This is a genomic window from Aureimonas sp. AU40, assembly GCF_001463785.1.
GTDB lineage: Bacteria > Pseudomonadota > Alphaproteobacteria > Rhizobiales > Rhizobiaceae > Aureimonas.
Genome location: NZ_BBWL01000041.1, coordinates 161,910 through 186,176, shown reverse-complemented (window position 1 = coordinate 186,176; position 24,267 = coordinate 161,910). Strand labels below are relative to the sequence as shown.

The 24,267-nt window shown below is 66.4% G+C and carries 21 protein-coding genes and 3 tRNA genes; 16 read left to right on the top strand and 8 right to left on the bottom strand.

Annotated features, from left to right (window positions below; all coding sequences use genetic code 11):
• The first annotated feature begins 115 nt into the window (after positions 1–115).
• From AUL32_RS14480 to AUL32_RS14460, 5 genes are all read left to right on the top strand, one after another.
• Entirely contained in the window at positions 116–469 is a 354-nt protein-coding gene (locus tag AUL32_RS14480) for a DUF2946 family protein (protein WP_062116188.1), read from the top strand.
• Between the two features lie 318 nt (positions 470–787).
• Positions 788–2,155: a PepSY-associated TM helix domain-containing protein gene (locus AUL32_RS14475; RefSeq protein ID WP_062116185.1), complete on the top strand. Its 1,368-nt coding sequence runs from the start codon at positions 788–790 to the stop codon at positions 2,153–2,155.
• 48 nt (positions 2,156–2,203) lie between these two features.
• A complete protein-coding gene (locus AUL32_RS14470; protein WP_062116182.1) occupies positions 2,204–2,728 on the top strand; it encodes a copper chaperone PCu(A)C in 525 nt (174 codons plus the stop codon).
• Between the two features lie 188 nt (positions 2,729–2,916).
• Complete coding sequence (locus AUL32_RS14465; protein ID WP_062116179.1) at positions 2,917–4,536, top strand: CopD family protein; 1,620 nt, start codon at positions 2,917–2,919, stop codon at positions 4,534–4,536.
• 47 nt (positions 4,537–4,583) lie between these two features.
• A complete protein-coding gene (locus tag AUL32_RS14460; protein ID WP_062116176.1) occupies positions 4,584–5,228 on the top strand; it encodes an SCO family protein in 645 nt (214 codons plus the stop codon).
• Here AUL32_RS14460 and AUL32_RS14455 read toward each other — a convergent pair.
• On the bottom strand, positions 5,225–6,628 hold the full coding sequence (locus AUL32_RS14455) for an aminotransferase-like domain-containing protein (RefSeq protein WP_082659686.1): 1,404 nt from the start codon (positions 6,626–6,628) through the stop codon (positions 5,225–5,227). The genes AUL32_RS14460 and AUL32_RS14455 overlap by 4 nt on opposite strands.
• A gap of 118 nt (positions 6,629–6,746) precedes the next feature.
• On the opposite strand from AUL32_RS14455, the gene AUL32_RS14450 reads away from it, so the two are divergent.
• The 10 genes from AUL32_RS14450 (at position 6,747) to AUL32_RS14405 (ending at position 18,201) form a co-directional block, all read left to right on the top strand.
• Positions 6,747–7,607: a DMT family transporter gene (locus AUL32_RS14450; protein WP_062116170.1), complete on the top strand. Its 861-nt coding sequence runs from the start codon at positions 6,747–6,749 to the stop codon at positions 7,605–7,607.
• A 257-nt stretch (positions 7,608–7,864) separates the two neighbouring features.
• Positions 7,865–8,914 (top strand): DNA polymerase IV, encoded by a 1,050-nt coding sequence (dinB, locus tag AUL32_RS14445; protein ID WP_244497919.1) that lies wholly within the window; start codon positions 7,865–7,867, stop codon positions 8,912–8,914.
• A 425-nt stretch (positions 8,915–9,339) separates the two neighbouring features.
• Complete coding sequence (locus AUL32_RS14440; protein WP_244497918.1) at positions 9,340–10,500, top strand: polysaccharide biosynthesis/export family protein; 1,161 nt, start codon at positions 9,340–9,342, stop codon at positions 10,498–10,500.
• Between the two features lie 92 nt (positions 10,501–10,592).
• Complete coding sequence (locus tag AUL32_RS14435) at positions 10,593–11,678, top strand: glycosyltransferase family 4 protein (RefSeq protein ID WP_062116164.1); 1,086 nt, start codon at positions 10,593–10,595, stop codon at positions 11,676–11,678.
• A gap of 283 nt (positions 11,679–11,961) precedes the next feature.
• On the top strand, positions 11,962–12,399 hold the full coding sequence (locus AUL32_RS14430; RefSeq protein WP_062116161.1) for a curlin: 438 nt from the start codon (positions 11,962–11,964) through the stop codon (positions 12,397–12,399).
• Positions 12,400–12,503: 104 nt separating this feature from the next.
• Entirely contained in the window at positions 12,504–12,908 is a 405-nt protein-coding gene (csgH, locus tag AUL32_RS14425; protein WP_062116158.1) for a curli-like amyloid fiber formation chaperone CsgH, read from the top strand.
• A gap of 185 nt (positions 12,909–13,093) precedes the next feature.
• Entirely contained in the window at positions 13,094–13,501 is a 408-nt protein-coding gene (locus tag AUL32_RS14420; protein WP_062116156.1) for a curlin, read from the top strand.
• A gap of 324 nt (positions 13,502–13,825) precedes the next feature.
• Complete coding sequence (locus tag AUL32_RS14415) at positions 13,826–14,386, top strand: PAS domain-containing protein (RefSeq protein ID WP_062116153.1); 561 nt, start codon at positions 13,826–13,828, stop codon at positions 14,384–14,386.
• Positions 14,367–17,834 carry a CheR family methyltransferase gene (locus AUL32_RS14410; RefSeq protein ID WP_082659680.1) on the top strand — a complete coding sequence of 1,156 codons (3,468 nt, stop codon included), beginning with the start codon at positions 14,367–14,369 and terminating at the stop codon, positions 17,832–17,834. The genes AUL32_RS14415 and AUL32_RS14410 overlap by 20 nt, the downstream gene beginning before the upstream one ends.
• Positions 17,827–18,201, top strand: coding sequence for a response regulator (locus AUL32_RS14405; RefSeq protein ID WP_062116150.1), 375 nt, complete (start codon positions 17,827–17,829; stop codon positions 18,199–18,201). The genes AUL32_RS14410 and AUL32_RS14405 overlap by 8 nt, the downstream gene beginning before the upstream one ends.
• Before the next feature lie 221 nt (positions 18,202–18,422).
• On the opposite strand, the gene AUL32_RS14400 is transcribed toward AUL32_RS14405, so the two are convergent.
• Positions 18,423–18,499, bottom strand: a tRNA-Pro gene (locus AUL32_RS14400).
• A gap of 173 nt (positions 18,500–18,672) precedes the next feature.
• Here AUL32_RS14400 and AUL32_RS14395 point away from each other — a divergent pair.
• A tRNA-Gln gene (locus AUL32_RS14395) sits at positions 18,673–18,747 on the top strand.
• A gap of 64 nt (positions 18,748–18,811) precedes the next feature.
• On the opposite strand, the gene AUL32_RS14390 is transcribed toward AUL32_RS14395, so the two are convergent.
• The 6 genes from AUL32_RS14390 to plsX form a co-directional block, all read right to left on the bottom strand.
• Positions 18,812–20,620 (bottom strand): glycoside hydrolase family 15 protein, encoded by a 1,809-nt coding sequence (locus AUL32_RS14390; RefSeq protein ID WP_062116148.1) that lies wholly within the window; start codon positions 20,618–20,620, stop codon positions 18,812–18,814.
• 217 nt (positions 20,621–20,837) lie between these two features.
• A tRNA-Pro gene (locus AUL32_RS14385) sits at positions 20,838–20,914 on the bottom strand.
• A 267-nt stretch (positions 20,915–21,181) separates the two neighbouring features.
• Positions 21,182–21,724 carry a MerR family transcriptional regulator gene (locus AUL32_RS14380; protein ID WP_062116145.1) on the bottom strand — a complete coding sequence of 181 codons (543 nt, stop codon included), beginning with the start codon at positions 21,722–21,724 and terminating at the stop codon, positions 21,182–21,184.
• A 13-nt stretch (positions 21,725–21,737) separates the two neighbouring features.
• Positions 21,738–22,079: an integration host factor subunit alpha gene (locus tag AUL32_RS14375; protein ID WP_061976354.1), complete on the bottom strand. Its 342-nt coding sequence runs from the start codon at positions 22,077–22,079 to the stop codon at positions 21,738–21,740.
• Between the two features lie 118 nt (positions 22,080–22,197).
• The gene (locus AUL32_RS14370; protein WP_062116142.1) at positions 22,198–23,172 is read right to left on the bottom strand and encodes a beta-ketoacyl-ACP synthase III; all 975 of its coding nucleotides are present in this window, start codon (positions 23,170–23,172) and stop codon (positions 22,198–22,200) included.
• On the bottom strand, positions 23,169–24,221 hold the full coding sequence (gene plsX / locus AUL32_RS14365) for a phosphate acyltransferase PlsX (RefSeq protein ID WP_062116867.1): 1,053 nt from the start codon (positions 24,219–24,221) through the stop codon (positions 23,169–23,171). The genes AUL32_RS14370 and plsX overlap by 4 nt, the downstream gene beginning before the upstream one ends.
• Positions 24,222–24,267: the final 46 nt, after the last annotated feature.

Genomic DNA, 24,267 nt, shown 5'->3' with positions numbered 1-24,267 from the left:
CCGCAACACGTCTTGAGGTTCGCGTTTCGGCGCACCCGAACCTGTGCTACCAAAGCCCAATCGAATTTCTGGGGAGGCGGGTTTGAGGGCGTTGCGCGGAAGGTCGGGCGAGTGGATGGGGCGCGTCTTCGCGCTTCTGTTCGTCGTCCAGGCCGCGCTTCTCGGTTTCACCTTCTCCGCCTCGGCCGAGCTTCTGCCGCGCGATCAGTTCGGCAACGTCATCTGCGCCGAGTTCGGCGCGCCGGGCGATCATGGCTCGCACGACAAGTCGGCTGGCCATTCCGGCGTTCCCACCTGCTGCTCGATGGGCTGCGCCATGTTTGGCGGCCCGCTCCCATCCCCCTCGCTTCTGTCCCTCATCGTTCGTCAGCCCCTGGTTCTGGACGAACCCTTCACGCTCTTCGAGGGCGTGGGCTCCGGCGCGGTGGAAACGCCGCGCAACACGCGCGGACCGCCTCTCTTCGGCTGATTCTGCGAGGCAGCGCCGCGTCACGCGGCCGACCTCGCTCGCTGTCCGAGCCCAAGACCATGTTGCCGCTGTGCGGCGCGCTTTAGCCCTCCCAGCCGATCTCTACGCCGGGCGATCCGACCCCGCATCCCGTTCCGATCTCGCAGTTCCTGTCCACCGCGCGGGCGGCATACGCGGATCGGAACTCGCACGCGCCGCGCTTCGTCGCGGGCGGCGAGGCGCGGAGGCGCGTCGCCAAACCCTGGCGCGGATCAGCGCGCGCTCGCGCAGGCAATCCAGGTCGAAGGCGTTCCCATTCCTGCTTTTCGGAGCCTTCCGATGTCCGACCTCATGGCCGTGCGAACGGGCGACCTGCCCCGTTCCGCCTCGGCGAACGATCTTTACCGCGCCGTCTGGCGCTGGCATTTCTACGCCGGTCTCTTCGTTCTGCCCTTCCTGATCTCGCTGTCGATCACCGGCGGTCTTTACCTTTTCCGCGACGAGATCGACACGTTCGTTCATGCCGATCTCAAGCGTGTGGTCGCCCAGGATGGCGCTGGTCTCGCCGCGCCGAGCCGCCTCGTCGCGGCCGCGCTCGACGCCGTTCCGGGAACAGCCGTGAAGTACACCCAGAACGCCGGCCCCGCCTCGTCCGCCGAAATCACCGTGAAGAGCGCGGGCGGCGACAAGCGCGTCGTCTATCTCGACCCCTACGACGCCAGGGTGCTGGGCTCCCTGCCCGACCAGGGCACGATCATGTGGACCGTGCGCCATCTGCACAGCCTGCGCTTCTTCGGGCCGGTGGCGCGCGGACTGATCGAGATCGCCGCCGGCTGGTCCATCCTCCTGGTCGCGACGGGCCTCTACCTCTGGTGGCCGCGCGGGCGAAAAGGCGGCGTCGTCACGGTTCGCGGCACGCCGAAGAAGCGCCTGTTCTGGCGCGATCTTCATGCGGTGGCGGGATCGATGCTCGGCGTCTTCATCGTCTTTCTCGCCGTCACCGGCATGCCCTGGTCGCAGGTCTGGGGCGGCAAGGTGAACGAATGGGCGAACGGCTCGAACTTCGGCTACCCCTCGGGGGTGCGGGTGGACGTGCCCATGTCCGGCCAGCGCCTCTCGGACGAGGGGCCGGTCGGCTGGTCGCTTCAACAGGCGGAGGTTCCCCTGTCAGGCGCGACGCCCTCCCAGGCGGCGATCGGCCTCGACCGCGCCGTTGCCGCCTTCGACGCACTTGGCCTCCATCGCGGCTACAGCGTCAACCTTCCGACGCGGCCCACCGGCGTCTACACCGGCTCGGTTTATCCAGACGATCTGACGCAGCAACGCGTCGTGCATCTCGACCAATATACGGGCGAGCCCCTGCTCGACATGAGCTACGCCGATTACGGCCCGTTGGGCCGTTCCCTGGAATGGGGCATCAACGTTCATCTCGGGCAAGAATTCGGTTGGTTCAACCAGTGGTTCCTAGCTGCGGTCTGCGTCGGCAATGTCGCGCTGGCCGTTTCGGCGGGCGTGATGTGGTGGAAGCGCCGGCCGAGCCGCTCGATGGGCGTGCCGCCGCTGCCGAAGGACACGAGCGTCTTTCGCGGGCTGCTTGTGTTGCTGGCAATCGGCGGCGTGCTCTTTCCACTGGTCGGCGCCTCGCTGCTGGTCATGTTGCTTCTCGACTGGACCATGACGCGGGTTCGCGCCCGCCGCGCCGCCTAAGCGCCCGCTCCCTCTCGTTTTCCCATCGTCAATAGGACACCCAGATCCATGCCCCTTTCCCTCGCTCGCCTGCACGCTCTCGCGCTGGCCGCCACTCTCGTGCTCGGCTCGCTCGGAGCCCTTTCGCCCGCCGCCGCCCACGGGTTCAAACTCGGCGCCATCGAGATCGAACATCCCTGGAGCCGCGCGACGCCGCCCGGCGCGCGCACGGGCGCCGGCTATTTCGGCCTCGTGAATTCCGGCCCTGGGGAAGACAAGCTCATCTCCGCCGCGTCGCCTGCCGCCGAGAAGGTCGAGATCCACGAGATGTCGATCACGGACGGGATCATGAACATGCGCCGCGTCGACGGGCTGGCGATCCCGGCCGGCGGCAAGGCGGCGCTGGCGCCGGGCGGCTATCATCTGATGCTCATGGGCCTGAAGGCGCCCTTCAAGGAGGGCCAGATGATTCCCGTCACGCTTACCTTCGAGAAGGCGGGCTCGATCGAGGTGCAGCTGCAGGTGGACAAGATGGGCGCGACCGGGCCGGCCCATGTCGCGCATGAGGAGGGCGAGGAAGGCCACCAGCATTGAGACCGCCCGGCGCCGACGACATGCCGATGGGGGGACAGGCCCCGCGTCCGCGCGCTGGATCGCGCGTGGATCGGCTGTCGCTCGCGCCGAGGTCCGCGTCGGCGGAAGGGGTGCCATCGTCTGATGCGAGCACGCCGGCTCGCGCTTCGAAGAGAGTTCGCGTCATCTGGCGGGGTCTACTCATTCCGATGGGAGAAACGTCCCTGTCGCGCCTTCGCGCAGCCTTGCGATGCCTGCTGCTGATCGGACTGATGGTCGCGGGCGCGCTTTCGCTGGCGACCCCAGCCGAGGCCCATGCGGGTCTCGTCGCCACCGAACCGGCCGACGGCGCGGTGCTGGCGCGCGCGCCGGATCGCTTCGAACTGACCTTCAGCGAGCCGGTTTCGCCGCTGCGCCTCGCGCTCATCGGGCCGGATGGGAAGGCGCACGCCCTCTCGGCAAGCGCCGTCTCCGGCAACAGGGTAGAGATCGCCGCGCCCGGTTCGCTCGGCGAAGGCACGCATATCCTGACGTGGCGCGTCGTCTCCCTGGACGGGCATCCCGTGGCGGGCTCGATGCGCCTGTCGATCGGCGCCCCCAGCGCCGAGCCGCCGGCAATCCTCGCCGAGTTCGACCGCGCGGTGCAGGCGCTGGTCTGGGCGTCGCGCTGGCTTCTCTATCTCGGCCTGTTCTTCGGCATCGGCGGTGCCGCCGGCGTCTTTCTCGGGGCATCCCCTTCGGGCCAAGCACTGGGTCGAGTGCGGATCGCCCTCACGCTCGGCCTTATCGCCGTGCCGCTTTCGCTCGGCGCGCAGGGGCTCGACGCGCTGGGTGCTCCCCTGTCGGCTCTGGCGACCGGAGCCTCGTGGCGCGCGGCGATGGAAACGGGCTTCGGCTCGGCAGCCGGGATCGCCGCCCTCGCGCTCTCCGTCGCACTCCTAGCCACTTGGCTTCCACGGCGTTTCGCCGCCCCGCTCGCCGGGCTTGCACTTCTCGGGGCGGGGCTCGCGCTTGCCTCCACCGGCCACGCCTCCAACGCCCCGCCGCGAGAATGGACGCGGCCGGCCGTGGCGCTCCATACAGTCACGGTCGCACTCTGGATCGGCGCGCTTCTACCGCTGGCCATGGCGCTGCGCGCACCGCAGGACGCGGATCGCACAGAAGCGCTCCGTCGCTTTTCCCGGCGTATCGTGCCGGTCGTGGCCTTGCTTCTCCTGTCCGGCGGCTTTCTGGCGGTGGTCCAGATCGGCACCCTGCCAGCCCTGTGGCAGAGCTGGTACGGTCGGGTTCTCCTCGTGAAGCTCGCGCTTGTCTTCGCCCTCCTCGCGCTGGCGGCGGACAATCGCTGGCGCCTGACCCGGCCAGCACTCGCTGGCGACGTGCCATCGCGACGGGCTATTCGCCGGCACATCCGCGTGGAAATCGCCGTCGCTGTTCTGATCCTCGGTACGGTCGCGCTCTGGCGTTTCACGCCGCCGCCGCGGATCGAGGCAGCCATAGCGGCTGAGCCCAAACAGGCTCATGCAACGGGAGCGCTTCTGATGGCGGACCTGACGCTGGCCCCGGCGCGCGCAGGGCCGATCGAAGCGGCGGCCATGCTCATGACCATCGACTACGGCCCGGTGAACCCGCAATCCGTCACCTTCCTGTTTTCGCGGCCGGGCGAGGCGGGCGAGCCGATCCGCCAAACCGCTCACAATTCCGGCGACGGGATGTGGCGGGCGGAGGCGACCCTGCCCGGCCCCGGCCTCTGGCATGTGCGGATCGATGTCGCGATCGACGCGGCGACCCTGGATCGGCTCGAAACCGATCTTTACGTGAGACCTTGAGCGGCGACGGCCGCCCCCCCCAATCGCTCGACAAGAAAGGACAATCCATGGCTTCGGGAAACGCCAATCGCCTTCTGGCTTTCGGGGGCGCCGGCACCTTGATCGCGGTTCTTCTCGGCCTGATCGGCTGGATGGTCCTGAATCAGCCTGCGCGCGGCGCGCCGGACCAGGCATTCTCGCTCAGCGACACGCGCGGCGGCACCGTGGACCAGAGCGTTCTGAAGGGCCGGCCCTCGCTCCTCTATTTCGGCTACACCAATTGCCCCGAAGTCTGCCCGACGACGCTGATCGAGATGGCGGACTGGCTGAACGCGCTGGGGACGGATGGGCGAGATTTGCAGGCTTTGTTCTTTACGGTCGACCCCGAGCGCGACACGCTTGACGTCTTGCGCCCCTATGTCGCCTCGATCTCGGATCGCATCGTCGGCGTCACCGGCAGCCCGGCCGAAATGGAAAAGGCCTCCAAGGCGTGGCTGGTTTATTCCCGAAAGACCGGCGAAGGCGAGGACTACCATATGCGCCACTCCACCTCGCTCTTGATGATCGGCGCCAACGGACGGCTTCAAGGCATGATCCCCTATGGCACGCCGAGGGAGGAGGCGATCGCCAAAATTCGCAACACGCTTCTGAGGGGCGCGCCGCCCGCGCCGTCGGCCGCGCGTGACGACGCCAGTCGCGAGCGCGCCGGTTAGGTTTCGACGCTTCGCGCCGCGTCGGCGCTCGCCCTGGCCAGTAGGCCCGCCAGCAGGTCCAACGCCTGTGGCGGGGTCTGCGCCACGTTGAAACGCATGAGGCCAGGTGCTGACTGCGAGACGCTGAACACATTGCCGGGCGCGAGCACCATCTTCTCGACCAGCGCGGCCTTGGCGATCTCAGCGGCGTCGCGCCCCTCCGGCAGATGGCACCAGAGCGTGAAGCCGCCGCGCGGCTCGCCCCAGACGCGAAGACCCAGGCCCTCCAGCCGCGCCTGCACCTCCTTGCGCCGCTTGGCGAGCCGCGCGCGCAGGCTCGCCACATGCTTGCGGTAGCTGCCGTCGGAGAGCAGTTCGATCACGAGATCGGCCGAAAGCGGGCTTGGGCCGCCGAAATTCGTCGCGACCTGAAGATCGGTCAGCCCGTCGATCCATTCCGGCTTGGCCGCGATATAGCCGCAGCGCAACGAGGCCGACAGCGTCTTGGAGAAGCTGCCAATATGGATCACGCGGTCCAACCCGTCCAAGGCGGCAAGGCGTGGCGAGGGCTCGGGCTCGAAATCGGAGAAGATGTCGTCCTCGATGATCGTCACGTCGTAGGCCGAGGCGGCGAGCAGCAGACGGTGCGCCACGGCCGGCGAGAGCGAGGCGCCGGTCGGATTGTGGATGGCGGAATTGGTGATGTAGAGCTTGGGCGAATGCGTGCGCGCGGCCTCCGCGAAACGCTCGGCATCCGGCCCGGACGGCGTATAGGGCACGCCGACGATTTTGACGCGATGGGCGCGCAGCAGCGCCTGAAAGTTGAAGTAGCAGGGATCGTCCAGCAGCACCGTATCGCCCGGCTGAAGCAGAAAGCGACACACGAGGTCCACCGCCTGCGTGCCCGACCCGGCGAGCAGGATCTGCTCGGGCGCGACGTCCAGCCCCTCCCCGGCGAACTGGCGCGCCAGAAGGCGCCGAAGCGCGGGCGAGCCCTGTGTCGCGCCATAATGGGCCAAGCGGTCGCCTTCGCCTTTGGAAAGCTTGCGCAGGGCGCGGCCGATGGCCTCCTGCGGCATCCACTCCGCCGGCAGCCAGCCGCAGCCCGGCCGCAGGACGCCAGGGCCGGTGTCCAGAGATTGCCGCGAGACCCAGAGCGGATCGATCTCCCGATCGAGCCTCGGCTCGGCCTCCCCGACCGTCAGCGCCAGCGGCAGTCCCGCGACATAGAAGCCCGAACCCGGCCGGGAGCGGATGACGCCCTCGGCCGAGAGCCGATCATAGGCCTCCACGACGGTGGAGGGCGAAACGCCCATGGCGCTGGCATAGCGGCGGATCGAGGGGAGTCGCTCGCCGGGCGCGAGACTGCGCGACGCCAGTCGGAGGCGAATGTCCTCCACCAAATCCTTCGTTCGCGCCATGCCCGCCTCACCCAACCGTGTTTCGATCGGACCATACAGTTCTTCCATTCGATACAAAACCGTATCTCCCACGAAACCGGACGATCATGCTTATCCCGTATCGAAATCGGAGAGCATTATGGAACGGAATTCGTCGGGTTGGATCAGCGGCTTGCTGGGCGTCGTCATCTTCAGCGGCTCCCTGCCCGCGACGCGCGTCGCCGTGAGCAGCTTCTCACCCCTGTTTCTGACATCGGTGCGGGCGGTGATCGCGGCCTGTCTTGGCGCTCTGCTCTTGCTGGCCCTTCGCCAGCAGCGTCCGCAGCACGCGGACCTGTGGCCGTTGGCGATCGTCTCGCTTGGCGTCGTGATCGGCTTTCCCCTGCTCACGGCCCTGGCGCTCAAGCATGTAACCTCGGCGCATTCCATCGTCTTCATCGGGCTCCTGCCCCTGGCGACGGCTTTGTTCGGGGTCCTGCGGGGCGGCGAGCAGCCGAAGCCGGCCTTCTGGATGTTCTCGCTGGTCGGCGCCGCGTCGGTCGCCGGCTTCGCGCTGGCGCAGGGCGGGCAAGGCTCGCGTGCGGGCGATCTCCTGATGCTGGCCGCGATCGTCCTTTGCGGCCTCGGCTATGCCGAAGGCGCCGTTCTGTCCCGGCGCCTCGGTGGCTGGCAGGTCATTTCCTGGGCGCTGCTCCTCGCCCTTCCCGCCATGGCACTGGTCGCCTGCCTGACCTGGCCCGCCACGCTACAGGGGATCGCGCCGCCGGCCTGGATCGGGCTCCTCTACGTCTCCGTCTTCAGCATGCTGATCGGCTTCGTCTTCTGGTATCGCGGCTTGGCCATCGGCGGCATCGCCGGCGTCGGGCAGCTCCAGCTGCTCCAGCCCTTTCTCGGGCTGCTCCTGGCCGGCGTGCTCCTGGGCGAACCCGTTGCCTGGACCATGGTCGCCGCCTCCGGCCTCGTCGTGCTCTGCGCGGCCGGAGCCAAGCGCTACGCCTGACGCCGGCCCAAAAGTTCCGTCTTTGTTCCTTTCGCCAAATCCGCTAGGTTTGCCCTGAGCGAAGGGAATCACCGAATGCGCCGAGGCGGCTGGGCCGGCGGTTTGGGGAACGAATCCAAGGTGCAGCCATGGCGCAACCGAACGAAGTGGCAGCGGGGGACAGGCGCCAGCCTGACGGCATCCGGGGGCGCTCGACCGCGACGCCGCCCGCGCCTGAACCGTGCGCCTCGCCGGCGCGAAAAATCATTCATATCGACATGGATGCCTTCTATGCCTCGGTGGAGCAACGGGACGACCCGTCCCTGCGCGGACGTCCGGTGGCCGTCGGGGGCTCGCGGGAGCGCGGCGTCGTGGCCGCCGCCAGCTACGAGGCGCGCGCCTTCGGGGTGCGTTCGGCCATGCCCTCCGTCACGGCGCGGCGCAAATGTCCCGATCTCGTGTTCGTGAAGCCGCGCTTCGAGGTCTACAAGGCGATCTCGAGCGAAATCCGCGCCGTGTTTGCGGAGCACACGCCGATCATCGAGCCGCTGTCGCTGGACGAGGCCTATCTCGACGTCAGCGAGAATCTGCAGGGCATCGCCTCGGCCACGGTAATCGCCGAGGACATTCGAGCCCGCATCCGCGAGCGCACGGGCCTGACGGCCTCGGCCGGAGTATCCTACAACAAGTTCCTCGCTAAGCTCGCCTCCGATCATCGCAAGCCCGATGGGCTCTTCGTCATCACGCCTTCCATGGGCGCAGGCTTCGTGGAGACGCTTCCCGTCGGGCGTTTTCACGGGGTCGGCCCCGCGACGGCCGCCAAGATGGAGCGGCTCGGCATCCGCACGGGGGCGGACCTGCGCGCCTGCACCCTCGCCTTCCTGCGTGAGCATTTCGGCAAGATCGGTCCCTATTATTTCGGCATCTCGCGCGGCATCGACGAGCGGCCGGTGCGCGCCGATCGCATCCGCAAGTCCGTCGGCGCGGAGAACACGTTCTCAGTGGATCTGTTCGAAACCGAGGCCATGCGCGAGGCGCTGGAGCCGATCCTGGATAAGGTCTGGCGCTATTGCGAGGGCAGCGGCCTGCGGGGGCGCACGGTGACGCTGAAGATCAAGGACGCCGATTTCCGCCAGATCACGCGAAGCCAATCCGTCGTTCTGCCGGTCGCGAACCGTGCCGAGTTGGAACAGATCGCCGTCCGCCTCCTGCATGAGCGACCGTCCAACCCGCGCGGCATTCGCCTTCTCGGCGTGACGCTCTCCGCCCTGGTGGACGCCGCCGAGAGCCGGACGGCGGACGACGTCCAGTTCGCCCTGCCCTTCTGAAAGCCCGTTTGGGGGCCGGTCGCGGTTTCACCTCAAATCTCCCGCATTTGAATTGAACGGAACAGTTCGGGGCCGCGGATGCAGTCTTTGCGGCACGCCGGCCCTCGTTCTGCCGGAGCGTTCGATTCCGTTGTTGAGGATAGGAATCGAAATCTGGCATCGATGCCAATAAATCGGGGATGGTCCGCGACTATTCCCTGCAAGAGGCATGGCAATGTGGTATCGCCACGAGGAATGGACGAAATGGAAGGGGCGTTCGACCCTTTCCGCTTGTGCCCGATTTGACGATTAACTCACTCGTTCGACGAAAGATGAGGATGGCTCGCTCCGGTCTTCTTAAAATTGTCCGCTTTTCGCTCGCATTCGGCCTTGGCGTTGCAAGTATGGGCGCGGCTCGGGCGGCGGACTTCAACGCCTTGGACACCGTGTCGATCAAGGTCACGGAGTGGCTGCCCGCGCGCGGCGAATATCGCGAATGGTCGGCCCTCAGCGGGAATTATTCGGTCGGCCCCGACCTCAGCATTTCCGTCCCCTTTCTGGGCCAGATCGCGCTCGGCGATCTCGACCGCAACACGTTGGCGGAGCGCATCTCGGCCCGCCTGCAGGAGCGCATGAGCCTGCCGCAGCCCCCCGACGTGCAGGTCGAGATCGCGCAGCGTGCGCCGGTCTACATTCTGGGCGCGGTGGCGACGCCCGGCTCGGTGCCCTTCGTGCCCGGCATGACGGTGCGCCAGGCCATCGCGCTGTCCGGCGGCCTGTTCCGCGGCGGCGGCGTGGAAATGCGCCTGGAGCGTGACGCCATCACCACGGCGGGAACGCTCGATGATGCGCGCGATCGCGCCGACCGCCTGCGCGCCAAGGTCTACCGTCTCGAGGAAGAGGTGCGCCCCGAGGACGCGCCGCCGATCAGCGCGGACGCCAAGAAGGGCATCCCCGCCGAGCTCCTGGCGGAAGAAGAGTCCATTCGCCAGACCCGCACCCAGGTTCGCCAGTCGCGCATCAAGAGCTTCGAGGATCGGCGCGATCTTGCGCGGGATCAGATCCGCACGCTGGCGGACATGAGGACCAGCCTCGACCGGCAGATCGACGTGACGCGCGCCGAGTTGAAGGACGTGAACAAGCTGGTGGATCGGGGCCTTGCGGTTGCGGGTCGCTCCACCACGTTGGACCGCACGCTGGCCGATCTGGAAAGCCGTCGTCTCGACCTCGATCTCGGTGCTCTGACGGCCAATCTCGCCGTCAACGAAAGCGAGCGTGGCATTCTGGATGTGGACACGACCTTCCGCATCGAGACGTCGAACGAGCTCCAGACCGCGCGCGCCGAACTGGAAAAGGCCAAGCGCGACATTCACGTCGCCGAAGACCTGCTGCGCGAGGCGACGCTGATCGCCCCGGCAAATGCGATCGAGCGCGACGGCGATCTGGCCGTCAGCCTAGAAGTGTTCCGCACGCCCTGGGGCGGCGGGCCGCCGGTGAAGATCGATCTCGACGCGCCGCTGGCCAGCCGCGACACGGTGGAGATCCGCCTCGACATGAACCGCGCGCGGCCTTCGGTTCGCGCCGACGCGCAGGTCGGCAATCCCTGACGCGCGCCCGAGCTAACTGTTAGATACGCGGCCCGCCCGTCCCTCCCGGATCGGCGGGCCGTTCCCGTGCTCCCTGCCCGATCGAGGTCCCGATGCTCGACATTGCTATCAACGGACGTTTCCTGACCCGCCACGCGACGGGCGTCGATCGTGTGGCCGAGGAGATCGTTCTGGCGCTGGATTGGCTTCTCGACGAAGCAGCAGGCGGACATCCGCCCTTCCGCGCCGAGCTTCTGGTGCCGGCCAAGGTCGAGCGCAGCCTGTCGCTGAAGCACATTCCGACCCGCGCGGTCGGGCGGCTCGGCGGCCATGCCTGGGAGCAGACGGAGCTGACCCGCGCGGCGGGGCGGCGCTGGTTGGTCAATCTCTGCAACACCGCGCCGGTCAGCCGCCGGCGCAACATGGTGCTCATCCACGACGCGCAGGTCTATCAGACGCCCGAATCCTACTCGCGCAGCTTCCGCCTCGCCTATCGCGTGCTTCTGCCGCTGGCGGGCCGTCGCTCCGCCGTGGTGCGCACCGTATCGCATTTCTCGCGCGAGATGCTGGAGACCTACGGCGTCGCCCCGGCCGGGAAGATCGGCGTGATGCCGAACGGCTGCGATCATATGGGCCGCGTGGAAGCCGATCCGACGGCGGTGGATCGCTGGCAGCTGACGGCAAAGCCTTATTTCCTGATGCTCGGCAGCCTCAGCGCACACAAGAACATCCGCACGGCGCTGGAAGCGGCGGCCGAGGCGGGCGTCGATCGGCTGATCGTCGCTGGCGGCGGCAATGCGCGGGTCTTCGCGCAGTCCTCCCTGCCGCAGACCGCCAATTCGGAATTCATCGGGCGGGTGAGCGACGCCGAACTGAAGGCGCTCTATTCCCACGCCCGAGCGCTTCTCTTCCCCTCCTTCTTCGAGGGCTTCGGCCTGCCGCCGCTGGAAGCCATGAGCTGCGGCTGCCCGGTGATCGCCTCTACCGCCGACGCCGTGCGCGAGACCTGCGGCGACGCCGCGCTCTATGCCGATCCGCACCGCGTTTCGGAATGGACGGCGGCGTTGCGGCTTCTCGATTCGGACGAGGCCAAGCGGGCAGAGCTCGTTGAAAAAGGCCGCGCACGCGCCCGGCAGTTCACCTGGGAAGCCAGCGCGCGGAAGTTGCTCGACGCTTTGGCCGAGCAGCAGGCCGCCTGAAAATTTTCTACGGACCGCGATAGCGAATTTGCCGGGCTAGTTGGCCTTCGCTTCGCGCCCGGCGTTCGACATGTATTCCTATAGTATTCAGAAGCTTAGATAGCTTAGAGCGAAGGGGCCTTCAGGCCCCTTCGTGGCGTTCGATCGTGCCGCGTCGCCAGCCTTCGCAGGGATGCGTGACGAGTGAACGCGAACTGAACGCGGCCTTCAGGGTGGGTTCCGGCGGAGAGGCGCAGAAAGGGGCCGTGAACATCGGGTTCCGCCCCTCTTCGGAGACGCTCTCATGAACGCCAAGACCCTCGCCACCGTCGCCCTCGTCGCCATTCTGGGTGGCGCCAGCATCCTTCCCGCCAGCGCCAATGACGTGCGCATCGAGCAATATGGCTGGTCGAACTCGGCCGGCGGCGCGCAGCACGGCAGCCGCAACCGCGTTCGCGTCTATCAGAACGGCGGCGGCAACGGCATGACCGGTCAGCAATACGGCCAGGACAATCTCTCCGCCGCCGGCCAGGAAGGCTACGGGAACTCGGCCGCGACCTATCAGCGGGGCAATCGGAACGTCGCGGGCGTCGGCCAGTTCGGCTCCAACCACACGACGATCCTGACACAGGACGGCAACGGCAACATCGCCGCCGGCGTACAGGTCGGCCGGGGTTGCGCGGCCAATGTCGCCCAAGGCGGCGCCGGCAATGTCGCGGCCTTCGTCCAGACCTGCGACTGATCGCGTCTCTCTCCATCGATCCTCGCGCCCGGTTCGAGCCGGGCGCCGCACCCCCGCCTCGCCCCGGCAGCGATCACGCCGCCTCAACGCCCAAGGAAACGCCCATGCTTCGCCTTCCTGTTCTATCGCGCCGGGCCGCGCTGGCGCTCGGCCTCGTTCTTCTCCCCGCAGCTGCGCTGGCCGGCATGTCCGGCACAGCGGCTCCCTCCGATGGACCGGTCCGCTGCGAAATCCGCGCCGTGCCGCAGGGCGGCCTACTCTCGCTGACAGCGCTCGTGGAAGCCGACAAGAGCGTCAGCGGACGCTACACGCTGGAGGTCGAGGGAGCAGGTCGCGGCGGCGGTACGCAGCTCAGCCAAGGTGGCCCCTTCACCGCCGGCGCCGGCCGCGCCGCGACGCTCGGCTCCGTCACCCTCACGGGCAAGGGCGCGCTCTACGACGTGTCGTTGGACGTCACCGTGAACGGGCGCACCGTCTCCTGCAACGAGCGCGTCGGCGACCGAACCTGAACCGCCCCGAACTCTATTTCCTATTCCGTTCAAAAAGGCGCCGGTCTCCGGCGCCTTTTCTGCATGTGAGTGCCGGTTCGGCAGAAGCCTGAACGCTGGTTGAACGGCGCTTTCCGGTCCGGTTCAGCCCGACCGTGCGATTCTCGCTTCATCGGTCAAGAAGAGCCGAAGACTGGAGACAGACCATGATCCGCAACCTCCTGAAGCCCCTTTCGCTCGCCCTCGCCCTTGCCGGCCTCGCTCCCCTGGCCAGCCCCGCACAGGCGGGTGGCCAAGTGTCCTGGGACCTGGCGCCCGCCGATCGGGGGCAGGCCGATGCGCTGTCGATGGGCATGCGGCTCTATGCGATCGGCCGCGAGTTGCGGAACGGCTCGATCGACCAGAACGGCCTCAGCAACGTCGCCGGGCTGGCCCAGCGCGGGCATGGCAATCTCGGACTCATCCGCCAGCGCGGCAACGGCCATTCCGCCACCTTGCAGCAGAACGGCGACGACAATTCCTATGCTCTGTTCCAGTTCGGGCGAAACGCCGACGATGCCGTGGTTCAGAACGGCAACGGCCGGAGCGGCGCACGGGTGACCTATGGCTGGTAAGGGCGGGCGGAATCTGGGCCTGCCCGGCCTGCGACATGGCCCCGCAGCCATGAGAGTGCAGGACCGGCACGAGCGCCTAAGTTTCTCGCCCGGCTCCCCTTTTTGCCCTTCGCTCCACGTTCATCAAAAATCGGCGTGATGGCCTTCCGGCGGCCTTCTCGCCCTTGAGGCTGGCGGCGTTTCGTGGGAGGAAACGCCGATCTTCGGCTGGCGGCTCGCCAAGCGGAATGCCAGATTTGAGAGAGTTGGGCCTGCCGGCGACTGGCTGTTCGGCGACGTTTCCCTCGGTCGGATCGGCAAGAACCGTCGAATGAAAGTGGGTGCGTGGAAGATCAGAACATCCCGGTCGAGATCAGCGACTATTTCGCCCGCGCCACGATCGCGTTGGCGCTGGCCTCCTCGCAGGGCGACAACCCGCTGGTTCTCGTCAACGACGCGTTCTGCAGGCTGACAGGCTACAGCGCCGAGGACGTGGTCGGCCGGAACTGCCGCTTTCTCCAGCGCGACGCGGAGAATGGCGAGGCCAAGCGGCAGATCCACACGTTCCTTCAGCAGGACCGGCAGGCCAATGTCCGCACGTCGATCCTGAATTTTCGCAAGGACGGCAAGCCCTTCGTCAATCTTCTCTACATGTCGAAGCTGCGCGGCCAAAGCGGCGAGGTCAGGTTTCTCTTCGCCTCGCAATACGATGTCAGTCGATCGCAGCCAGACCGGCTCGCCGCCTATGATTCCGAACTCGGCGGCACATTGGCGCGTCTCAGCCCGGCCCTTGCCGAAAGCGGACTGGCGCTCGAAGGCTCGCTGATGGTGGTCGCCAATTCGGCCGCCACGATCGCGCAAGCCAAACTCACGCTCGCGGACCTCAATGTCGCCGACGAGAGCTAAGCCGAATCGCGACGCCTCGCCCGACGGAACGGCGGCAGACGCAGAGGCCCGGCCGGTCCTGCCCGTGGTCGGCATCGGCGCCTCGGCCGGCGGGCTGGAAGCCCTGCGCGAAATGCTGTCGGCGGCCCGCGCGCCGACCGGCATGACCTTCGTCGTCGTGCAGCATCTCGACCCCAATCATGAGAGCATGCTGGCGCAGCTTCTCGACCGGCACACCGACCTCGCCGTTCTGCAATGCGAGGGCGGCGAGCGGCTGGAGGCGGACAGGGTCTACATCATCCCGCCCGGTCGCGGACTAGCGATCCAGGGCGGCATCCTGGAACTCACCGACTTCGCCCAGCCACGCGGCTTGCGCCGGCCGATCGACGACTTCTTCGTCTCCCTCGCCGGCGATCAACAGGCGAACGCCGCCTGCGTGATCCTGTCTGGAACCGGTGCGGACGGTACGATCGGCCTTCGCGCGGTCAAGGAACATGGCGGCGTCTGCGTCGTGCAGGAGCCCACGACCGCACGCTACGACGGAATGCCCGTCTCAGCGGTGGGCACCGGCCTTGTCGATTTCGTGAAGCGGCCGGGCGAGATTCTCGACTGCCTTTCCGCCTTCTTCCGCCGTCGCGGCGCCGACCCGGCCGAAGAGGAGGCCGAACTCGTCGCCGATCATCTCGACGATCTCTGCCGCGTCATTCGCACGACGATCGGCCACGACTTCTCCGGCTACAAGCGCACGACCCTGGTGCGGCGCGTCGAGCGGCGCATGCATGTGCTCGGCATCGACACGGGCCGGGCCTATCTCGCCCGTATTCGCAGCGACGGGGTGGAATGCGACGCGCTATTCCGCGACCTCCTGATCAATGTCACGCGCTTTTTTCGGGACGTGGAAGCGTTCGAGACGCTGCGCGTGCGCGTGATCGAGCCGCTGGTGCGCGCCCACGAAACCGAGGAGGACATCCGGGTCTGGGTGTCCGGCTGCTCGAGCGGCGAGGAAGCCTACAGCGTCGCCATGCTTTTCGCGGAGGCCGCCCGCGTTCTCGGCGTGCCGCCCGCCGTACAGATCTTTGCCACCGATATCGACGAGCAGATGCTGCAGATCGCGCGCGAGGGCTCCTACCCCGCCTCCGCGCTGGCCGACATTCCGGCTTCGCTGCGCGAGCGCTACACCATGCCCCATGCGGAGCGCTTCACCATCGTCTCCGAGATCCGCGATCTCATTCGCTTTTCCAATCATAGCGTGGTGAAGGACCCGCCCTTCTCGCGGATCGACCTCGTCTCCTGCCGCAACCTCCTGATCTATTTCGACGATCGCCTACAGCAGTCGGTCCTGCCGCTGTTTCACTATGCCCTTCGTCCGGGCGGCACGCTCTTTCTCGGCCCGTCCGAAAGCGTCGGGCGCTTCGATCAGCTCTTCCCCGTGCTCGACCACGGGACCCGGCTGTTTCAGCGCTCACCGGGCTCGCCGAAATATCCGATCGACCTGCCGAGCGGTTCGCGGCGCCACGAGCTTCGGCGCGGCGACAGGGAGGATCGCGCGACCGGCCTTTCCGTTTCCGACGAGACGATCGCGGTGCGGCGCGTCGTGGATCGCTACGCCCCGCCCAGCATGGTGCTCGATCATGACGGCGGGATCATCGCCGCCTATGGCCGGCTCAGCCCCTATTTCGACTTTCCCGTGACCCGCGCGGGCGGCATCAGCGCCATCACCCTGGCGCGCACGGGCCTGCGCGAAGTGATCGGCCCGCTCGTCCGGCAGGTGCGGGACAATCGAAAGCGGCTGGTGGCGCGCGACGTCGAGGTGCAGTCGGATTATGGCGTTCAGCCGGTGGAGGTCATTTGCGACCCGCTGCCGGACGCGACGCTGCTTCTCGTGCTGCGCGACGCCGGTCCCTTCCGCCCGGCCGGCGGTGCCGATCTCGCCGAAATGGCGATGGGCGACGACCATATCGAGGTGCTGGAGGACGAGCTTCGCCTCACGCGCCACCGCTTGCGCTCCGCCGTGGAGGAACTTGAAACGGCGAACGAGGAGCTGAAAAGCTCCAACGAAGAAATGATGTCGATGAACGAGGAGCTCCAATCGACCAACGAGGAGCTTTCAACCGTCAACGACGAGCTGAAAACCAAGGTGGACCAGCTCACCACCGCCAATTCCGACCTTCGCAACTTCTTCGAATCGACCGAACTCGCCGTCGTGGTTCTGGACGCGGAGATGCGCGTGCGCAGCTACACCCGAGCGGCGGTCTCGATCTTTCCGCTCCAGCCCGTGGATCGGGGCAGACCCCTGGCCGATGTCGCGAGCCAGCTTGTCGGCGAAGACTATCTGGAAGACGCTCGCCGCGTCGCCGCCGGGGGCTCCATCGTTCAGCGCCGCGTCACCACGCGGGATGGCTTGCGCACCCTCTCGCTGCGCGTCCTGCCCTATCGCACGCAGAACGGCAGCACAGACGGCGCCTCGCTGGTCCTCACCGACATCACCGAGCCGCTGGGGCTAGAGCGCCAGCTTGCCGCTGAGCGGGATCGACTTGATCTCGCGATCAAGGCGAGCGGCATTGGTATCTGGGATTACGCCCCGGCGCGCGACGCTCTAGAAATGGATCCGGTCGTCGCCGGCCTGTTCGGCCTCCCGGGCGAAGGCACGCGCACACTTGATGACCTGAAGGCGCAGATTACGCCGGAGGACTGGCCGACCGTTCGGGATCAGCTGGCCATGGCGGTGAACGGAGAGCAGGATTTCGAAGCGCGATTCCGCATCGAAAGCGCCGATGGAACCCATCGCTGGATCCGCAGCTTCGGGCGACCCATGACGGCCGGGGGCGAGCGCCGGATCGTCGGCGTCGCCATCGACGTCTCGCCCGAATTCGCCGTCGCCGAAACGCGCGAGTTGATGCTGCGCGAGATGAACCATCGGGTGAAAAACCTTTTCGCCATTATCGGCGGCATGATTTCAGCTGGCGCGCGAAGCCATTCTGATACGAAGAGCTTCGCCGCCGATATGCGCGAGCGGATCATGGCGCTCGGCCGGGCGCATTCGCTGGCCTCGCCTGCGGGTTCGGCGGCGGTGAGCGAACTGTCAGGCCTCGTCGCGGCAACGCTCTCGCCCTATCACGGCCATGTCCAGGCGACGTTCGAGGGGCCATCGGTGCCGATCGGCTGGCGCCATGTTTCGCCATTGGCGCTGATGCTCCACGAATGGGCGACGAACTCCGTCAAATACGGGTCGCTAGGCCGCGAGGACGGCAGGCTGTCGGTCCGCTGGCGGCGCGCGGCGGAGGGCATCCTGCTCGAATGGGAAGAGCGTATGGCCTACGAGGCCGAGCCTGGACAGGGCAATGGATTCGGTACGCTGCTTCTGGAGACCTCCGCCCGCCAGCTCGGCGCCCGGCTCGACCGTGCCTTCGACGGAACGTGCTTCCGCCTGTCCCTTCATCTCCCCGAGACAGTTCTTGCCAATGACTAGATCTGTGATGATCGTCGAGGACGAGCTCTTCGTCGCTTTGGACCTGCAGGACATCGTCGAGGAGATCGGCCACCGCGTGCTCGGCCCCTATGTCACGGTGCGCGAGGCGCTGGTCGCGATAGAGGCCGACCTGCCGGCCTGCGCGATTCTAGACGTGCAGCTTCTGGACGGCGAGGTCTATCCGGCGGCGGACCGCCTACGCGCGGCCCGCGTACCGATCATCTTCCACTCCGGCCACGCCGACAAAACCCAGCTGCTCGGGCGCTATCCCGACGCTGCGGTCTGCCCCAAGCCGTCTTCCCCCGCCCATCTCCAGTCCGTCATTGAGCGACTGTTGAGCGAGAAGCACGGCGCAACGAGCGTCTGAAGAAGGTGAAGGAATTAGAGATCTCGAGCCGAGCAAGCGCTCGGTTTGGTCGAAGTGGTGCGGGCAAGATGTCGGCACTTCGATCTAAGGTCGTGTTGGCTTGACGACAAAATCGCCGTTAACAATACGGAGTATGGAGAGGCAGCTCGAATAAACTTGGAAATGTTCCAAGGAATTCAGTAGCGTTTAACCGGGATGAAACGCTGAAAGCCTTGGATGAATGGTCGGAGTGGCAGGATTTGAACCTGCGACCCCCTCGTCCCGAACGAGGTGCGCTACCAGGCTGCGCTACACTCCGTGGCCGAGCGGGGATATAGCCAAACGCAGATGAGTACGCAACACCTTTCCGCGCTCGTCGGACGGAATTTCGAACGAGCTCGATCCGCCCTCGCCTCGCCATCTGATCGGCGCTCGCCCTGTTGCCAGCACGCCCGCGCCCGACTATAGAGAGCGCGGACTTGCCGTCGGTCTTGGGGCGTAGCCAAGCGGTAAGGCAGCGGTTTTTGGTACCGCCATCCCCTGGTTCGAATCCAGGCGCCCCAGCCATATCTCCTTCAAACCGACCTTGGGTTTCACGGAACATGCGATCCGCAGAACCCTATCAAGCCCGCTAGATCTCATTGCCTGACAAGGTGGCGGCCGTCTGGATCAGTGCGAGATGCGTCAGGCCTTGCGGCATGTTGCCGAGGAAGGTGCGCTTCTCGGGATCGATCATCTCGCTATAGATGCCGGAGCCGAGGTCCAGGCCATCCAGCAATGCTCGGAAGCGCGATTCGGCTTCTTCGCGGTGGCCGAGAAGCGCCAGCGCCTCGCAGATCCATAAGGAACAGGCCAGGAAACAGCCCTCATCCTCTTCGACGCCATTGTAGCGGTAGTGGAACGGACCGGCGGACAGGTTGCGGTCTATGGCGCGAATCGTCTTCTCCAGCCGATCCTGCCCGTCGAAGCCGAAACGCACGGCCAAGGCCAGGGAGGCGTCATAGGCGTCGCTGCCGGGGAAGAAGAGATAGGACTGCTTCTCCTCGCTCCAGCAATTCTGATCGATCCACTCGGCGATGCGATCGCGCGTGCGCTCCCAGCGCGGCTTGCAGGTGGAGGGAAGATGGCCGCCGCCGGCCAACTCGGCAGCGCGCGCCATGCCCTGCCATGCGCTGATCTTCGACATCGTGTAGTGTTCGGTCTCTTCCAACTCCCAGATGCCGGCGTCCTTCTTGCGCCAGCTGTCGGCGCAGATATCGGCCATGCGCGCCAGGACCTCGGCGCTGTGGGGATCGATGATATGCCCGTCCGCGACGAAGCGAGCCGCCGTTTCGAAAATATCGCCGAAGACGCCGAGCTGGAGCTGGCCGGCCGCCTGATTGCCGCGCACGACGGGGCGGCTGTCGCGATAGCCCGGGAGATCGATCTCGGTGACGTCCTCGACCAGCTTGCCGTTCAGTTCGTAGCAGACCTGCGGCCCATGCTCCTCCAGGCGATGGATAAGCCAAGTGAAGGCAGCCTTGGCCTCGGACTTGGCGCCGATCCGAAGGAAGGCCTTGATCGTGTAGGAGGCGTCGCGCACCCAGGCGTAGCGGTAGTCGTAGTTCTTGTGATTGCCGATGCCCTCGGGAAGCGAGGTCGTGGCGGCGGCGGCAATCGCGCCGGTCGGAGAATAGAGCAGGAATTTCAGCGCCAGCGCGCTGCGCATGACCTCGGGCGCGAACTTGCCGTCGTAACCAATCTCCTCCGACCACTCGCGCCACTCCTTATCGGAGACATCGATGCGCCGATCGATCTCCTCCATGGTCGCGACGACCAGCGGTTCGTTCTGGCCGGCCAGGATGGCGACGATCTCTCGCCTGCCCGCCTCGACGCGGAACCGCGCCTCGATCCCGTCGTCGCCCTCCTCGACCATTTCCACGCCATTGGAATGGCGGAAGAGGCCGAGAACGTCTCCGGCATGAAAGGTCGTCGCGTTGTCGTTGCGGGAGAAGTAGGGGCAGATTGAATTGGCCCGCGTGCTGAACCGCAAGCGGACTCGGAACTCAACGGAGCCATCCAGCCCTTCGACCCGCCGGGCCAGTTCGCACCAGGGTAAACGACCACCCGGGCCCGTGTTGACTGATTCGGTCAGAACCGCCCGCCCGCCGGCGGTGGTGAAGATCGTCTCGTGGACATTGCTGCCCTCGCGATAGCCGCGTTCGACGGAGAAGGGCTCCGTCGGCGTGATGGAGAACGAGCCGCCCTCACCTTCCGCCAGAAGTCGATCAAACATCGGCGGCGAGTCGAGATTGGGGACGCACCACCAGTCGATAGAGCCGTCGGCGCCCGAAAGCGCGACGGACCGGCCATCGCCCAGGGCAGCATAGGCGCAAAGCGGGAGATATCCGAGATCGGCACGATTCGGAAAAGGCCCCTTGCGGGGATAGGGCTTGAGCATGAAACGCCACTCGGCTCGACCGGACACGACTGAAAGAAGCCGACGCCGACTGTTGATCACGCAAGCCGAATGTCTAAAGGGCCGACCGGGTTTCACGAGCGCGCATCGGTCGCAGGGTTTGCGACGGGAACGCTTCAAACCGTCATTACATTCGCTAGCACGTCTACGAAAACGCCTGCGAACATTCGATACAACGAGCAAGGGATTTTCGGAGAAGTGGTCGGAGCGAGAGGATTCGAACCTCCGACCCCCTGAACCCCATTCAGGTGCGCTACCAGGCTGCGCTACGCTCCGACTGATGAACTCCGTAGAAGATGGGGCTCTCGAAAGCAAGCGATTTCGGCGCCTTGTTCGAACCAACGGTGAGAAACCGGGGAAAGGTCGAATTGCTCTTGGCTGCGCTATCCGGCTGCAGTGAGGCGGTGCATCGGCGGCCCACAAAACCAGGTCTGCAGCCAACGGACATCTGGCGCAGGCGCCATGGCGCACGCGCAAAAGCTATGGCAGAGATGGGAAACGCGCAAAGCGCCATGGCGGGTCTCGACGCGAGACCCACTGCCGTCAGCGGACCTGATCGAGCAGCCGCTTGAGTTCCAGAAGCTCGAGAATCACGCCGTTGAGGCGTGTGGCGGCGTCGCCGGACAGAGCGGGCGAACCGACGAGGATGTCGCCTTCGCGTTCACGCCGCAGAAGGTTGGACAGGCCGCCACGCGGCTTTTCCGGCACGTAGACTGGCATGGATTCGTCTGCGGTCTCGTCGGTTTCGTCCGGCTCGGAATGCGCCCCGACGCCGGCGCGGCCGGACTGAAGACGCTCTAGGCCGCTAAGATCGCCGCCGCCGATCGCCATGACGGCGCGCGGTCCGCTTTCTCTCAGGATGCGCTGAACGCCACGGATCGTGAACCCACGGACATAGAGGAGATACCGGATGCCCTTGAGCAGCTCGACATCGTCCGGGCGATAATAGCGGCGGCCCCCGCCGCGCTTCATCGGCCGGATCTGCGGGAAACGCGTTTCCCAGAAGCGCAGCACATGCTGCGGCAGGTCGAGATCTTCCGCGACTTCGCTGATGGTTCGAAATGCGTCGGCGCTCTTGTCGGTCATCCCGCGCGCGCCATCACTCAGCGGCCTTCAGAACCGGCTGGGCGGTGCCGCTGCGCCGGTCATGCGCCGCGAGGATGCGGTCCTTCATGACATTGGACGGCTTGAACACCGCAACGCGGCGCGGCGAGATCGGCACTTCCTCGCCGGTCTTGGGGTTGCGGCCCACGCGCTCGTTCTTGCTGCGCACGAGGAAGGAGCCGAAGGACGAGATCTTCACGGCCTCGCCCTTGGCGATCGTCGTGCAGATTTCTTCCAGAACCGATTCCACGAGATAGGCCGACTCGGTTCGCGAGAGGCCGATCTTCCGGAACACCGCCTCGGCGAGATCGGCCCGCGTCAACGTCCTGTCTCCCATGCGCTTCCCCTGCTCAACTGCCAAGCGCGCCACCGTCCCATGCCCCCAAAGCCAATCGGGAACGGTTCGCCCTGCTGATCGAAAATACCGAAAACCGTAGCGCAATCAAGCCGTCAGCTTACCAGCGGACGACCACCGCGCCCCAGGTGAAGCCGCCGCCCATCGCTTCGAGCAGCACGAGATCGCCCTGTTTGATGCGGCCGTCGCGGCAGGCGACGTCCAGCGCCAGAGGAATGGAGGCGGCGGAGGTGTTGCCGTGCCGGTCCACCGTCACCACCACCTTCTCCGGCGCGATGCCGAGCTTCTTGGCCGAAGCGTCGATGATCCGCCGGTTTGCCTGATGCGGCACGAACCAGTCGACATCCTCGGCCGAGATGCCGAGCGTTGCGAAGGAATCCTCCACCACGTCGGTGATCATGCCGACCGCATGCTTGAAGACCTCGCGCCCTTCCATCCGAAGATGGCCGATCGTCCCGGTGGAGGAGGGGCCGCCATCGACATAGAGCTTTTCGAAATGGTTGCCGTCCGAGCGCAGCTTGGCGGTGAGCACCCCTCGCCCCGCCTCCTCGGCTTCCTCGCGCCGCTCCAGAACCACCGCCGCCGCACCGTCGCCGAAAAGGACGCAGGTCGTGCGGTCGGTCCAGTCGAGGATGCGGCTGAAGGTTTCGGCGCCGATCACCAGCGCGCGGCGCGCCAGCCCCGAGCGCAGATGCAGGTCGGCCGTGGTGAGCGCATAGACGAAGCCGCTGCACACGGCCTGCATATCGAAGGCGTAGCCGGCCGTGATGCCGAGCCGGCGCTGGATCTGCACGGCCGAGGCGGGAAAGGTGTTGTCGGGCGTGGCGGTCGCCACGATGATCAAATCGATGTCGGTGGGCTTGAGGCCGGCGGCCTCCAGGGCTTGGCGCGCCGCCCCCTCGCCGAGCGAGACCGTGGTCTCGCCTTCGCCCGCGATATAGCGCTGGCGGATGCCGGTGCGCTGCTGGATCCACTCATCGCTCGTGTCGACCAGCGCTTCCATCTCGGCATTGGGCATCAGGCGGCGCGGCAGCGAGGAGCCAGTGCCCAGGATCACGGAACGGGTGACTGTCATTGAAGCGCTTCTTTCGATTCGGAGGCGGCGAGCGCTCCCAACTCGGCCGCCGCGGCGACCTGCGTGTAGACGTCGCTGATGTCGGCCTCGATCTTGGCCAGCAATCCGTTGGCCGCCATGGCATAGGCCACGTCAATCGCCGCCGCCGTGCCTTCCGCGTCGGAGCTTCCGTGGCTCTTGATGACGACGCCGTTCAGGCCCAGGAACACGCCGCCATTGACCTTGTTGGGGTCCATCTTGTCGCGAAGCCGGTCGAACGCGCTCTTGGCGAAGAGATAGCCGATCTTAGCCATCCAGGTCCGCGTCATCGCCGCGCGAAGATAGGAGGCGATCTGCTTGGCGGTGCCTTCCGCCGTCTTGAGCGCGATATTGCCGGTGAAGCCTTCGGTGACGACGACGTCCACCGTGCCCTTGCCGAGATCGGTGCCTTCCACGAAGCCGCGATATTCGAGGCCTGCGATCGGCGTTTCCTTCAGGAGACGGCCGGCTTCTTTGACGTCGTCCTGGCCCTTCACCTCTTCCACGCCGATATTGAGGAGGCCGACAGTCGGCCGCTCGATATGGAAGAGCGCGCGAGCCATGGCCGCGCCCATCACCGAGAAGTCGATGAGCTGCTGCGAGTCGGCGCCGATCGTCGCTCCCACGTCGAGCACGATGCTCTCGCCCCGGATGGTTGGCCAGATGGCGGCGATGGCCGGCCGCTCGATATTGGCCATGGTGCGCAGGCAGAACTTGGCCATGGCCATGAGCGCGCCAGTGTTGCCGGCCGATACCGCGACATCCGCCTCGCCCGTCTTCACGGCCTCGATGGTCTTCCACATGGAGGACTTGTTACGCCCCTGGCGCAGCGCCTGAGACGGCTTGTCGTCCATGCGGATGGAAACGTCGCAGTGATGGAAGACCGAACGTTCGCTGAGCTTGGGCAGGCGCGCCAGAACCGGGCGCACCGCCTCTTCCTGCCCGAACAGAATGAAGCGGACATCGGGGTGGCGCTCCAGGGCGATCTGCGCTCCTGCCAGGACCACTTCGGGCCCGTGGTCGCCGCCCATGGCATCCAGGGCGAGAGTGATGGAGGCTTTCGAATCCAAGATTGGC

Bases quoted from the DNA above. Each gene is read 5' to 3' on its own strand.
- AUL32_RS14475 (WP_062116185.1), top strand. From the start codon at position 788: ATGTCCGACCTCATGGCCGTGCGAACGGGCGACCTGCCCCGTTCCGCC.
- AUL32_RS14455 (WP_082659686.1), bottom strand. From the start codon at position 6,628: ATGGCGCGAACGAAGGATTTGGTGGAGGACATTCGCCTCCGACTGGCG.
- csgH (WP_062116158.1), top strand. From the start codon at position 12,504: ATGCTTCGCCTTCCTGTTCTATCGCGCCGGGCCGCGCTGGCGCTCGGC.
- AUL32_RS14460 (WP_062116176.1), top strand. From the start codon at position 4,584: ATGGCTTCGGGAAACGCCAATCGCCTTCTGGCTTTCGGGGGCGCCGGC.
- AUL32_RS14470 (WP_062116182.1), top strand. From the start codon at position 2,204: ATGCCCCTTTCCCTCGCTCGCCTGCACGCTCTCGCGCTGGCCGCCACT.
- AUL32_RS14420 (WP_062116156.1), top strand. From the start codon at position 13,094: ATGATCCGCAACCTCCTGAAGCCCCTTTCGCTCGCCCTCGCCCTTGCC.
- AUL32_RS14410 (WP_082659680.1), top strand. From the start codon at position 14,367: ATGTCGCCGACGAGAGCTAAGCCGAATCGCGACGCCTCGCCCGACGGA.
- AUL32_RS14375 (WP_061976354.1), bottom strand. From the start codon at position 22,079: ATGGGAGACAGGACGTTGACGCGGGCCGATCTCGCCGAGGCGGTGTTC.
- AUL32_RS14405 (WP_062116150.1), top strand. From the start codon at position 17,827: ATGACTAGATCTGTGATGATCGTCGAGGACGAGCTCTTCGTCGCTTTG.
- AUL32_RS14430 (WP_062116161.1), top strand. From the start codon at position 11,962: ATGAACGCCAAGACCCTCGCCACCGTCGCCCTCGTCGCCATTCTGGGT.
- dinB (WP_244497919.1), top strand. From the start codon at position 7,865: ATGGATGCCTTCTATGCCTCGGTGGAGCAACGGGACGACCCGTCCCTG.
- AUL32_RS14390 (WP_062116148.1), bottom strand. From the start codon at position 20,620: ATGCTCAAGCCCTATCCCCGCAAGGGGCCTTTTCCGAATCGTGCCGAT.
- AUL32_RS14370 (WP_062116142.1), bottom strand. From the start codon at position 23,172: ATGACAGTCACCCGTTCCGTGATCCTGGGCACTGGCTCCTCGCTGCCG.
- AUL32_RS14480 (WP_062116188.1), top strand. From the start codon at position 116: ATGGGGCGCGTCTTCGCGCTTCTGTTCGTCGTCCAGGCCGCGCTTCTC.
- plsX (WP_062116867.1), bottom strand. From the start codon at position 24,221: ATGGGCGGCGACCACGGGCCCGAAGTGGTCCTGGCAGGAGCGCAGATC.
- AUL32_RS14435 (WP_062116164.1), top strand. From the start codon at position 10,593: ATGCTCGACATTGCTATCAACGGACGTTTCCTGACCCGCCACGCGACG.
- AUL32_RS14450 (WP_062116170.1), top strand. From the start codon at position 6,747: ATGGAACGGAATTCGTCGGGTTGGATCAGCGGCTTGCTGGGCGTCGTC.
- AUL32_RS14380 (WP_062116145.1), bottom strand. From the start codon at position 21,724: ATGACCGACAAGAGCGCCGACGCATTTCGAACCATCAGCGAAGTCGCG.
- AUL32_RS14465 (WP_062116179.1), top strand. From the start codon at position 2,917: ATGGGAGAAACGTCCCTGTCGCGCCTTCGCGCAGCCTTGCGATGCCTG.